At 70.4% G+C, this 12,088-nt stretch carries 9 protein-coding genes and 1 pseudogene; 6 read left to right on the top strand and 4 right to left on the bottom strand.

Annotation, left to right across the window (positions count from 1 at the left end):
- Positions 1-162: 162 nt before the first annotated feature.
- The 3 genes and pseudogenes from IPL61_09505 (at position 163) to IPL61_09495 (ending at position 2,418) form a co-directional block, all read left to right on the top strand.
- The gene (locus IPL61_09505; protein MBK9031554.1) at positions 163-597 is read left to right on the top strand and encodes a hypothetical protein; all 435 of its coding nucleotides are present in this window, start codon (positions 163-165) and stop codon (positions 595-597) included.
- Between the two features lie 35 nt (positions 598-632).
- Positions 633-1,804, top strand: a pseudogene (locus IPL61_09500) (hypothetical protein).
- Positions 1,792-2,418 carry a hypothetical protein gene (locus IPL61_09495; protein MBK9031553.1) on the top strand — a complete coding sequence of 209 codons (627 nt, stop codon included), beginning with the start codon at positions 1,792-1,794 and terminating at the stop codon, positions 2,416-2,418. Before IPL61_09500 ends, IPL61_09495 begins: the two are co-directional and overlap by 13 nt.
- Positions 2,419-2,440: 22 nt before the next feature.
- On the opposite strand, the gene IPL61_09490 is transcribed toward IPL61_09495, so the two are convergent.
- Entirely contained in the window at positions 2,441-2,713 is a 273-nt protein-coding gene (locus tag IPL61_09490; GenBank protein MBK9031552.1) for a hypothetical protein, read from the bottom strand.
- 912 nt (positions 2,714-3,625) lie between these two features.
- On the opposite strand from IPL61_09490, the gene IPL61_09485 reads away from it, so the two are divergent.
- The 3 genes from IPL61_09485 to IPL61_09475 all read left to right on the top strand — a co-directional run bounded on the left by IPL61_09485 (position 3,626) and on the right by IPL61_09475 (position 5,453).
- Entirely contained in the window at positions 3,626-3,952 is a 327-nt protein-coding gene (locus IPL61_09485) for a Mov34/MPN/PAD-1 family protein (protein ID MBK9031551.1), read from the top strand.
- On the top strand, positions 3,925-4,596 hold the full coding sequence (locus IPL61_09480; protein MBK9031550.1) for an MBL fold metallo-hydrolase: 672 nt from the start codon (positions 3,925-3,927) through the stop codon (positions 4,594-4,596). Before IPL61_09485 ends, IPL61_09480 begins: the two co-directional genes overlap by 28 nt.
- Positions 4,597-4,766: 170 nt before the next feature.
- Positions 4,767-5,453, top strand: coding sequence for a hypothetical protein (locus IPL61_09475; protein ID MBK9031549.1), 687 nt, complete (start codon positions 4,767-4,769; stop codon positions 5,451-5,453).
- Between the two features lie 123 nt (positions 5,454-5,576).
- Here IPL61_09475 and IPL61_09470 read toward each other — a convergent pair whose 3' ends face one another.
- The 3 genes from IPL61_09470 to IPL61_09460 all read right to left on the bottom strand — a co-directional run bounded on the left by IPL61_09470 (position 5,577) and on the right by IPL61_09460 (position 12,050).
- Complete coding sequence (locus tag IPL61_09470; protein ID MBK9031548.1) at positions 5,577-7,706, bottom strand: DUF4157 domain-containing protein; 2,130 nt, start codon at positions 7,704-7,706, stop codon at positions 5,577-5,579.
- Between the two features lie 888 nt (positions 7,707-8,594).
- Complete coding sequence (locus IPL61_09465; protein ID MBK9031547.1) at positions 8,595-9,005, bottom strand: hypothetical protein; 411 nt, start codon at positions 9,003-9,005, stop codon at positions 8,595-8,597.
- A gap of 180 nt (positions 9,006-9,185) precedes the next feature.
- Entirely contained in the window at positions 9,186-12,050 is a 2,865-nt protein-coding gene (locus IPL61_09460) for a hypothetical protein (GenBank protein MBK9031546.1), read from the bottom strand.
- Positions 12,051-12,088: the final 38 nt, after the last annotated feature.

Here is a 12,088-nt window from a genome sequence, read left to right as displayed (position 1 = left end):
TCGGCGGCTTCCACAGCGTCCCGATCATCGTCGTCAGCGGCCACGCGAGAGGCGGAACCCGCAGTTCAGGTCATGAAGGATGGGCCGGTCGTGCTCCAGAAGCCGCTCGAGAAGTGCTCGTGACAGCGCGTTTGCGCGAGGCGCTCGAAGCGCGTTGGTCGCTTGAAGCACAGCCAATGCACGCCGCCAACGCGCCTCGCAACCGCGCCGACGCTCGTCATCTCGATCCTCGGCGAGCGAACGAAGACGCGCACCCGAGTGAACATCGGCGCCGGGACCACGACGCTTACAAACGTCAACCTCCGATTGCTTTTGCGGTTGATGATTGCGAAGGTCAAGGGGGCCAGGGTGCACAAGGTGGACCTAGGCTACGAGAGCGATCAGGGCTTCAAACAGGCCTCGGTCCTTCGGGACGCGCTCGTGCCGGCGCTCGGCGAGGGGGTCGACATCCTCGTCAACGAGCACGGCGGCGAGTACTGGCTGCGCGACGACGTCACGATCGGCGAGTGCGCCTTTGATACGTTGCTCAAGATCGGCGACCACGACATCAAGGAGCTGGCACTGGCGCTTCAAGAGGCGCTGTCTGGGAAACCCTGACGGAAAGTCGGAAGTCTTTCCGACGCACCTCGGGGATCGATTGCGAACTTGAGGCCCTACCTGCGGGCAGCCGCGAACACCGCATCACCTTCTATCCGGTCGGCAACGGCGACACGAGCCAGATCATTCTCGACAACGGCAAGAGGATCCTCCTCGACTTCCGTCACCTCGCCAAGTGCGAGACCCCTGGAATTCCGGAGATCAACCTCGCGGCTCGGCTCCGCGACGAGTTGAAGAGCGCGAACAAGACGTCCTTCGACGTCGTCGCCCTGACGCACGGCGACTCCGACCACATCCACGGCAGCACCGACTTCTTCGTCCTCGACCACGCTGCCAAGTACCAGGGAGGCGACCGCGTCAAGATCGACGAGCTCTGGGTGCCGGCGGCGATGCTGCTCGAGAAGGGTACGCACGCTGACCGGGGCGCCGAGTGGGTGATCTGGCGCGACGAGGCTCGTCACCGGCTCCGCGTCGGCAAGGGCATCCGTGTGTTCTCGAAGCCCGACCAGCTGAAGCGGTGGTTCCTCGACGAGGACATCCCATTCGGGCGGCGGAAGCACTGATCACTGACGCCAGCCGGGTCGTTGCCTGGGTTCACGCTGGACGTCGACGGCGTCGAGTTCTTCTGTCACTCGCCGTTCGTCAAGCACGTCGATGAGGGGTGACGACATGCGCAACAGCTGCGCGCTGATCTTCAACGTCCGGTTCCGGGTCGGTGCCTGTGTCGTCGACTGCCTCGCGATCGGAGACTCCGACTGGGCCGTGCTCGGAGGACATCGTCGCGATCACCAGGTATCACAAGCGGGAGGACCGGCTCGCCTGGGATCTGTTCAGCATCCCGCACCACTGCAGCTACAAGGCGCTGAGCGACGAGAAGGGCGACATCGAGACCACCCCGAAGCCAGGGGTGCTCGGGCTCCTGAAGATGGGCCGGCCCGACGCGTACCTGATCAGCTCCAGCCTGCCCATCACCGACGACAAGGAGGGCCGCGAGCGCGAGCAGCCGCCGCACGTCCAGGCCAAGAAGTGCTACCAGCGCTACGGCTTCTTCCTGGTAACGATGGAGGAGCCGAACACGCGCAGGCCGGAGCCGATCGAGTTCGTGATCACCGACAAGGGCCTCGCCCGCGTCAACCCGAACAAGACCGGGCCCGCGATCATCACGTCGAAGCCGGCGCCGCGCGCAGGGAAGCCGTGGAACAGCTGATCGACTGGGGCTCGCCGTGCCCAACGCAGGACGCGGATGCCCTCCGCTCCGATCGCGCCCGCCGCGTGCTCGGCGCCGTGCAGGCCCATCGCGCGTACGAGCTGATCGAGCTGCGACATCTCGAGCGCCAGACGCTGGGCCCCTGCGACGTCATCGTGGTGACGTGCACGAACCAGGAGATCCCGAACCGCAACGCGGTCGGGATCCGCGTGCGCGAGCCCCTCGCGCTCACGATCCCGGTCGACGAGACGGGTGCGCCCGAGGTGAGGGCGCTCCGCCCGACCTTCCCCCTCGTGCCTCACCTGAACGGCGTCGGCGACGGCGAGCCCAAGTCGCTCTGCGTGACCGTCGAGGCGTGGAGCGCCGCGCGGCGCACGTGGACCCCCCAGCACTTCCTCAATCTGACGTTGTGGTGGTTGAAGGACACCGCCCTGGGGCGGCTGCATCGTCTGACCAGCCCGTCGAGCGGGTCTACTTCGATCTGGGCTGGGAGCTCGTGCCGCCACCCGGATGCGACAGGACGGAGCCGGCCGGCACGAGGCTCGACGTCCGCGACGTCATCCGCGCGAACCGCTGCACGCTCGTCGCGACCCACTCGACCAGCCTGGACTTGAGGTTCGTGCGCTACGTCCCGATCTACCTCGCCGTGGAGCGCGTGCAGGGCATCGTCGACTCCGTCCCCGCCACGCTGGGCCGCCTCGTCGACCAGTGGGAAGCGCGGGCGTCGCCTTGGCCGATCTGCTGATCGCGCGACTCGCGCAGGTGGCTGGCGGCGGGCTCGCCGACTTCCCGGACCAGCAGGTGCTTCTCGTGCTCGACATCTCGATCAAGCGCGGGGCCGGGGGCGTCGTCGAGCGTCGCGACATGGCGACGTTCTTGATCGCGAAGAGCTTCGTATCTCTTGCGCACGCGATGGGGGCCGTCTTTCGTTCCGACGGCCTCTATTTCGCGCCCTCTGCGCCGAGCCCGACCGCCGCCGCCGACAACGGGGACGACTGGAGGCCGATTCCGATGCTTCCCATGGATGGCAAGCGGGGTCTGACCCGTCAGGCTGCGCGCGCGCAAGCGGGCATCCCCAGTGACGGCGCCGAAGCGAAGCGCGTACTCATCGGGGCGGGGTCGCTCGGCTCCGCCCTCGCGGATATCTGGGGCCGCGAGGGCTGGGGGCCGATGGAGCTTCGTGGACCCCGACCACGTCGAGCCGCACAACCTCGCGCGACACCGCGCCGCCTACGACGAGATCGGCCGGTTCAAGGTCGACATGGTGAAGGAGATGGTCGATGGGGCCTTTTCCGCGGGGCTGGTCGAGAGTGTCGCGATTCCGACGAGTGCGACCGCGACCGACAACCCCGCGCTCAACGCAGCACTCGCCGCCGCGGAGCTCATCGTCGACGTGTCGACCACGCTCGACGTTCCGCGCGACCTATCTGCGCGCGTCGACTCCCCTCGCATGGCGTCCGCGTTCATGACCCCGAGCGGTCAGGCATCGGTGATCCTGATGGAGGACCGCGAGCGGACGCTGCCGCTGCACCTGATCGAGCCTCAGTACTACCGCCAGGTGCTCCGGGTCGACTGGGGCTCGACGCATCTCGCCGGTCACGTCGGCCACATCGCTGTCGGCGCTGGCTGCCGCGACGTGGCGACGGTGATGTCGCCGGAGATGGTCGAGCTTCACGCCGGCATCTTGTCGCGCCAGCTCCGCTTGCTGAGCGCGCAGCCGGAGCCCGCCCTCCGCGTCTGGGTCACGTCGTCCGACGGCGGCGTTGCGGCACACACCGCATCCTTGCACCGCGCCCACACCTCACGTCCGACTCGTGGCGCGTGGTGCTCGACGACGAGGTCATCGACCGGATGCTCGAGTTGCGCGCGCAGCGCACCCCGAAGGAGACCGGGGGCATCATCGTTGGCTACACAGACCACGTCGCGCGGACGATCTACGTCGTCGACGTGCTGCCGCCGCCGGCCGACAGCGTTGAGGGCGAGGCCTCGTTCGTCCGGGGCGCCGACGGGCTTACCGCTGCGTGGAAGGCCGTCCAGACGCGGACCGCGAACATCGTTACCTACCTGGGCGAGTGGCACTCCCACCCCCGGAGCATGGCGCGTCGCCGAGCTGGGACGACATGGCGCTCATCGGCGAGCTCGGCGTAGTACTCGCGGGCGACGGCGAGCCGGCGCTGATGTTGATCGTCGCCGAGAGGGAGATCTCGGTCTGGGTCTGCTCGTCAGACGGTACGTTCACCCAGGTTTCGCGGCCGGGCTGGTGTCTTAGCGTGCCGTCGTACGTCGACAACGACCTCGCCGCCGTGCGTGCGGCGCCGAACGGCGGCGGCGCGGCGACGGTCGTCTTGTATCGCGGCGACGAGATCGACATTCTGGGCCGTCAGGGCGAGTGGACGCAGGTTGGGCTCGGGGTTGGGCGCAGCGGCTGGGTGCGTCGCTTGAAGGTTCGGTCGACGGGGCTGCTCGAACTCGCGTTCATCGACGTCGGGCAGGGCGACGCGTGCCTCATCACCACGCCCGAGCGGCGCAAGGTCCTGATTGACGGCGGGGAGAACCAGCTCGCGGCGCGCTACCTGGCCAGGAGGTTTGGCGGAGGCACCGTCGTCTTCGACGCGATCGTCGTCACGCACGGCGACGCCGACCACTTCTCGGGCTTGAGCCGTTTGGTCGAGGCTGCCAACGAGCCCCGCCCGGAGAAGCGAATCCGCATCGAGACCGATCGCGTGTTCCACAACGGCCTCGTCAAGCGACCGGCATCGATCCTGAGCTCGAGCGCCTGGGGCCACCGCTGAAGGAAGGCGGACGCGTCCTGGTCCCAGCCGTCGAGGATCCGAGGACGGTACTCGGCGCCAATAAGCACTTCGTCCGCTGGCAGGCGGCGCTCACAGAGCTCGCGGCCCGTCGAGCAGTTCAGATCTCTCGGGTCGAGTTTGGCGGCGGCAACCCCTTCGCGTTCCTCGACGTGAGCGTCGATGTCCTCGGCCCCAGGACCGTTGCCGCGAGCAACGGTGAGCCGCGTCTCGAGATGCTCGGCGGCGATGACGCGGAGGGGTTGTCCGCCGCCCGCACGATCAACGGTCATTCCGTCGTCCTAATGATGACCTATGGGAACGTGCGGACCCTGCTCACGGGGGACATCCACGCGGCCGCCGAGCGGACGCTCGTGCAGGAGCATGTGGCGGGCTCGCGGTCCCTTCGCGCCGACGTGCTCAAGGTGCCGCACCACGGCTCCGACGACGTCAGCCGGGACTTCATCCGTGCGGTCGAACCGCTGGTTTCCGTGATCTCCGCCGGCGACGAGGACGCCCGCCGCGACTACTTGCACCCGCGCGCGAATCTGCTCGGCCTTCTTGGGCGCGCTGATCGTGGCGCCGAGCCGGTCGTCTTCGTCACGAACCTGTCTGCCTTCGATCGGTGGGCGGGGCGCGCGTTCTACGCCATCGAAGACTCGAGCGGCTGGGTACCGAACGCCACCCGGGGCACCTTCTACGCGCGCGAACGCATCGCGTACGGGATTGTTCACGTGCGGACCGACGGATCTAGGTTGCTCGTGGTGAGGCGAGGCGCTCGAAACGACCGAGTCGAGGCCTACTCGTTCGAGATTCAGCCGAACGGACGAGCACGATCGCTCGTCGTCGACCGAACATGATCCAGCCACGCCGCCGCTTCGGCTCGGCAAAGCATGGGGCCGGGGGGGCGAGTCATGGCGTCTCCAGGCGCATGGGGCCGGCGAGTCATGGCGTCTCCAGGCGCATGAGGTCGGCGGGGCGAGTCATGGCGTCTCCAGGCGCATGAGGTCGGCGAGGGGGAGGCCGGTGACCTGGGTGGCGTCGAGGTCTTCGAGGGGGCCGGCCATGGTGGCCATGTCGTCGTCGAGCCAGCGGACGAAGCGGAAGGTCTCGCGCCGGTTGGGCTTGCCGCCGGAGATCCGGGCGATGGGGTTGTGCTCGACGATGTGGTTCACGAGGGCGGCGCGGGGCTTGCCGTTGATGCGGATGCGGGCGCCGATGCCTTCGCCGCGCTCGGGCCTCATCTGGTACGCGCTGTCGCGGTGCTCGAGGGGGCTGCCGATGGGCTCGATCTGGGCGCGGTAGCGGTCGACGAAGTCCTTGACGCGCGCCTTGACAGTGTCCTCGGAGATGCTGCGCAAGCCGTCGATGAGCAGGGTGAGCTGCTCGTCGGCGACCGACATGGCGACCCGGTCCAGCTCGCGCATCTGCGCCCGGAGCTCCGAGACCAGGCGCTTGAGCATCGTGATGGTCTTGGCGGCGGGCGACGGGTCGAGGGCGACCTTGGCGAGCGCCGCCTTGGCCTGGCCGATGGCCTGGTCGATCACAAGCCCGACGACCTTGTTGAGCCCGGGGGCGTACAGGCCGATGCCGACCTTGATGGACGATTGGAATACGTCGAGCGTCGCCCTGCGGGCCTCGGCGCTGGCCTTGAGCAGCGGCTCGAGCGCGTCTTTCTGGACGTCACACGCCCTGTCGAAGAGGTCGACGAGGTGAATGCCCTGAGTGACCAGCTGACCGCGTAGCTCCGCGCGCTTGGCGTCGGTGTACGGGCACTCCTCGGGGTGTACAGGCGAGGCGCCGATGGGACAGGGCTCGTGGTCGTGGCGGGCGGTGTCCGCTGCCTCGATGCTCGTGGGCGCGCGCCAGTCGAGAGCGCGGCCTGCGGTGGCGAGGGTGGCCAGCACCGACCGCAGTTCGGCTGCGTTGCTGGGGCTGACCGCCGCGCCGCCGGCGCCGAACAGGCCGAGGGCGCCGGTCTGGAAGCGCTCGCCGCGATCGATGACGAGCGAAGCGCGCGCGACCTCGTTGAGCGCGTCGATGACGTCGGGCCGGGCGCGCGCGACCGCGGCGACCACGGCGGGGTCGGTCTCGGTGGCCGCCTGGGCGAACGCCTGGAGCGGCTCGAACATGGCCCAGGCGACGGCGATCAGGTTGGCGCGGGCGGCGGCGCTGGTGGTCGCGGCGGACTCGGCCTTGGCCATGATCGGCGGGATCCGAGCCTTGGTGACCTCGATGGCGGCGTGCGCGGCGTGGACTCGCGCTTCGCTGGCGCCGTCGGCGACGAGCGCGGCGGTCGGGGGCGGGCCGGCCGCATCTCCGCGGCCCTTGCGCTGGACCGCTGCCTGGCCGGTGCCGTGTGGCGCGAGCTCATCGGGGACCGCGGCCTGGCGCGTGCCGTGTGGCGCGAGCTGGTCGAGCAGGTCCACCGCGGAGCGCCCGGCGACCACGCGATCGGCGACGGCGTCGGCGTGCTGCTCGTAGCGGTCGCCGGTCTGGCCGACGCCACCCTTGAGCTGGACGCCGGCTCGCTGCTGCACGACGTGCGCGGCCTCGTGGGCGGCGAGGTGCAGGTCCGGCGACGAGTGGAACGCGACCGCGTCGCCGGTCGCGTACGCCTGGGCGCCGATGGCGGCGCTGGCGTCTGCCGCCGCGCCCCCGACGTGCGCGCGGATGCTGCGGACGTCGTGGTGACCGAAGGCCGCCTGGATGGCGGACTGGTGCGGCAGCGCCTGAGCAGGACCCGACACGCCGGCCGTGGCGTGCGCCTGCACCGTCGTTGGGTCGAGATCGCCGGGGCTCTTGGCCTGGAGCAGCGCAGGATCCCCAGGCGGGACGCGGCCGATGACATCGCGGTCCCAGTCGAGGCCCTCGATGAGCGTGAATGAATCGCTGCGCCGCTGGCTCGTCTGCGCCACCGCGCGGCTCGGGTCGATGTCTCGATGCTGGACCGCGGCCTGCGGCGCCGGCTGCGGGAGACCTCCGGTGGGTCGCGGCGGAATTGACCGCGTCGTCAGACCTCCACCAGCGCGCCGCGAGCGCGCGGTCGTCGTGGCTGGTTGAATCTCGGGCTCGTGGTCACTGCCTGGCGGACGTCGTGCACGATCACTCATTGTCCCCGTGTTACGCGAGGCGCACGGACGCCCTTCCCAATTAGGGGGCAGGTGCTGGGAATCCGGACTTCCCCCCAGGCGGTGAAACAGCCCAAGTGTTCACCTGGCTTGAATGGGGTTGATCTCGACCCGCACGGCCCGCATCGCGTCTTGCCCGAGGACGAGGTGCGGCGACGTGGCAGGCGGGCGTGCCCGCCGAGTACGCAACGAAGATGTCGCGGAGCGTCGCATCGCCGCGGACCGAGCGAAGCCTTCAGGTCGCTTCGCGCCTGTGGGATCCCTGCCGAGTCCATCCTCAACCTCGGCTGCCGGACGCCCTTCGTCGGTTGCGCCTTCCTCGCTGCGCGCGCTCGGCGGATCGACGTGTTGGCCAGGCCTCGCGCTCGGCCTGGCATCTCCGGGGAGGAGCGACCTCGTTGTCCTCTTCGACAAAGCCACCGGAGACCCTGAGGGCTCCCACTTGCACGTCGGTGCTCTCGGGGCCGCTGGCGATGAGGCGGACGGCCCACGCATCGAAGGGACGGAGTTCTCGCAGGATGAGGTCCAGGTACGGCGCGACCTTGCCACGCGAGATGCGTCCGTTGACGCCCGCGAAGAGGTCGACGTTGACATGCCAGATCCGGGTCGTGGCCGCGGTCCCAGGTCAGCGAGCATCCAGCAAACGCCGCGGCGGTTCCGGCGGCTCGCGAGGCTGCGTGCCGCCGATCAGGCGGTAGGGCTTGTTTGCGGAGGCGGTGGTGCCGTCGCTGCGTTTGATCTCCGAGTCGGGTATTCCGCACTGGGTCGGCCATGCTTCCCGCTCGGCCTCGGGCATCTTGCGGGCCCAGGGCGACCTCGACTCCGCGCAGCCAGCGAGCGCCAGCGCGATCGTCGAGGCGACGGCGGCTCTCATTGCAGCGGCCGGAGACACAGCGCTTGCGCACGCACCGTGGCGGTCGCCGTGAGCGAGTCGTTCTGGAAGTGGCATTCCCAGGCGCGCGCCTCTTGATCAGCGGCCGCGGGGGTCGCGCCGGCTGTTTGGACGAAGACTTCGCGGGCGGTGTTGTCCACGTCGATGTAGCAGCTGCCCGAGAGGAACAACTCGCCGACTGGGCAGACCGCCGCCACGAACGTCACACCGTTGACGCCGGCCGTGCCGTCGCCGTCCACACGGTGGACGCGGCTTGCCGTGATCGGCGCTTCGGCTGCGGGGCAGTCGCACACGGCGGCATCGGCGTCGCCAGGCGAGTCGTCGCTGCAGGCCACGACGATCGTGACGCCAACGATGGTGCCGGCGGTGAGGAGGAGGATCGATTTCATTCTAGTTCTCCGCGCTGTTCCAGCTGTAGTTCGCAAGCCACCGCACGGGCGGCATGCCTGGTGTTGTACTGCCCGCCGTCGACAAGGTGGGGCCCGCAGCGACCGACCACTCCATTGAGATCCCGGCGACGCCACTCTGGTTCAGCGTCACCGTCGCCTGCTGCAGCGTCCGGTGCTGGATCAGATTCCGCTTCTGGGTGCACCGCTGCCGGGGGCTGACCGCGGTGCCCTCGAGGACCCAGTTCTCGCAGCGCTGCACGGTGGGCGCGCCGGTGGCGATGGCGCCGGTGAAGTCGCCGTCGATCTCGCTGTAGGGCCCGGCGACATCGGGTCGGAGGTCGGTGATGCCCTGGGCGCCGACGACGATGGCGCGGCGGCTGCCAGGGGCACCTCGAACTCGTTGGTCTGGCACCCGGTGCAGCCCGAGAAGCGTTGGCCGGTGACGTTGATGCTGGTCACCTCGTAGAACGCGATGCTGGGCGTCCAGCCGGTGATCGCGGTGGTCGACACGATCAGGTCGGCCTGGGGCGCGGGATCGTCGCCGTAGCAGAGCGCGGGCTGGCCGGGCAGCGGCGGGCCCCAGTCGGGCTCGAGGTTGCACGTGGGCGAGGTGCTGGTGACCAGCGAGCCGAGCTTGAGGTAGGTCGTGATGCGCTTGGAATACGTGGCGGCGGGGGGCGGCGGCGCGGTGACGGTGATGTACGCGGGGTCGGGCGTGGGGTTCTTGACCCAGACCTCGAGGATGCCGGCGACGGCGGCGTTGCTGAGCAGCAGCGAGGTCGGACCGGTGGGGAGCGCGTACGTGTCGGCGAGCGTGGAGACCGAGCCGCTGGCGACCGCAACGCGGGGCGTGCCGGTCACGACCCGGAGCGGCGGCCCGAGCGGACTGTAGTCGAGGCACGGCGCGACGGTGCCGACCTGGCCGAGCTGGTCGCGGGCCTCGATGGCGATGGTGAAGCGGGTGCGCGTGGGGCCGGTGCCGGTGCTCTCCTCGACGGCGCCGGGCGTGCCGATCGCAGGGATGGCCTCGCGGTGGAGCACGGCGGTGGCGTCGAAGGTGCCGGGCGAGCCGGGGACCGGCGTGGCGGTGAGCGCGAACGGGCCGGCGACCACGCCGCTGGGCGAGGTGACGGCGTAGCGGAAGGTCGCGGGGTCGAGCCCGATGCCGGCGTCGCTGGCTGTGACGCGGAAGGCCAGCGCGTTGACGTAGGGCTGGCTCGACAGGGTCTCGTTGCCGGCGGGGTTGGTCGCGGTCAGGTAGGCGTACTTCGAGACGACCGCGCACGAGGTCGTCGGCCCGCCGAGGGTCACGGCCGCGCCGGGGTTGTGCGCGTGCGTGGGCACGTCGCCCATGCCGAAGGCCAGCGTGTCGGCGCTCTCGTTGTAGAACGTGGTCGGCACCGACACGACCGTGGGGCCGTCGGTGTCGACGCGCAGGAACGGCGAGGTCGCGGGGGTGTCGGTGGTGGCGTTGCCGGGCGCGTCGACGGCGCGCACGACGACGGTGCTGCCCGACGCGGCGACGCTGCCGGCGGGGAGCACGAGCTCCCAGGCGCCCGCGGTGGCGGTGGTGGTGGCGATCAGCGCGCCGAGGATGCGGGCCTCGATGGTGATCGGGCCGTGATCGTCGGCGACCGTGCCGGTCAGGTGAGGAGCGGCCTGGGTGGTCCACCAGGTCGAGCCGACCGGCGTGAAGCCGGCGCTGGCGACGGTGAGGACCGGCGGGGTGTTGTCGGCGCTGGCGCGGCGTGACTCGGTGACCGCGTTGCCGGCGGTGTCGCGGGCGGTGGCGGTGACCGTGTACTCGCGATCGGCGGCCAGGGTGGTGTCGATGGTGGTGGCGGCGCTGTCGGGCGCGCCGTCGCTGTCGGGGAGCATGTCGGCCCAGGTGACGACCGGCGCGGCGTCGACGTTGTCGTGGGCGCGGACGGGCGAGGTGACCGAGCCGCGGACGATCGCGCCGTCGGTGGGCGTCGCGCCCCAGGTGAGGCGCGGGGCCAGGCGGTCGAGCTCGTCGATGCAGGCGTCGCCGAACAAGATCGGATCGGTGTTGCTGGCGATGGCGCGGGCGACCGAGAGCGCGTCGGCGACCGCGAGCCCGGTCTGGTTGCGACCGTCGGGGCCGTTGTCGTTGATCAGGTAGGTGACCGCGGCGGCCAGGGTGGTGCGCGGCGTGCCGGCGTAGGCGTCGCAGGGCGAGCGGCAGGCGCCGAGGTCGCACGCGCCGGTCGGGATGCAGGTCGGGTCGATGGCGGGGCACGCGCCGAGCTGGATGCCCGAGCCGCTGGCGCGGGCGTTGCCGTCGTCGCCGTCGAACGGGCCCATCGCGAGGTCGCGACCCAGATCGATCGCGAGGGTGTACGGGTTGATCTCCTGGGCCGAGGCCCCGGCGGCGGCGGCGATGTCGCGCGCGACCAGCGACCACGCGGCCAGGACGAACGCGGCGCGGACCTCGGCCGTGGGGCTGGGCTGGGCGGTGCCGAGATCGGCGGGGGCGATGCGCTCCCAGGGCACGTCGCCGAAGTGGTGATCGAGGTGGTCGTTGACCAGGGCGTGCGAGTCGACCAGCGTGGGGTCGGTGCCGGCGGTGGTGCGCGCGACGACCATCCGGTGCGCGAGGTGGGTGATCGGCGTGACCAGGCCGGTGGTGAGCTCCTCGAGCGAGTCGGTGTAGAGCAGCGCGGTCAGCGCGTCGGTCGGGTCGAGGACGATGCGGGCGCCGGTGGCGTAGTCGGTGAACTCGCCGCCGCGGGTGGTGATCAAGAAGTAGCCCGACGCGGTGCCGGTGGGGATCTCGAAGTGGCCGGCGGCGTCGGTGGTGCGGTCGCCGATGTGCGAGCGCACGACCGGGGTGGCGCCGCGGTACTCGAGGTGATCGATCGCCACCTGGGCGCCGATGAGCGGGCCGTCGAGGGTCATGAGCACGCGTCCGCCGACGGTGCCGCTGGGCCCGTCGGGGCCGGGGCCGTCGTCGCCGACGCACGCCGCGGCGGCCAGCGCGAGCGCGGCGACACAGGGGGCGAACGCGAGGCGGGCACACACCATCAGACGACCTCCAGCGCGAGCGGTAGCGAGGATCGGGG

The sequence above is a fragment of the Myxococcales bacterium genome, from assembly GCA_016717005.1.
GTDB lineage: Bacteria > Myxococcota_A > Polyangia > Haliangiales > Haliangiaceae > UBA2376.
Note: the sequence above shows the minus strand (reverse complement) of the source record. Positions and strands in the feature narration are given on the sequence as shown.

Bases quoted from the DNA above. Each gene is read 5' to 3' on its own strand.
- IPL61_09480 (MBK9031550.1), top strand. From the start codon at position 3,925: ATGGCGCTCATCGGCGAGCTCGGCGTAGTACTCGCGGGCGACGGCGAG.
- IPL61_09470 (MBK9031548.1), bottom strand. From the start codon at position 7,706: ATGAGTGATCGTGCACGACGTCCGCCAGGCAGTGACCACGAGCCCGAG.
- IPL61_09465 (MBK9031547.1), bottom strand. From the start codon at position 9,005: ATGAAATCGATCCTCCTCCTCACCGCCGGCACCATCGTTGGCGTCACG.
- IPL61_09460 (MBK9031546.1), bottom strand. From the start codon at position 12,050: ATGGTGTGTGCCCGCCTCGCGTTCGCCCCCTGTGTCGCCGCGCTCGCG.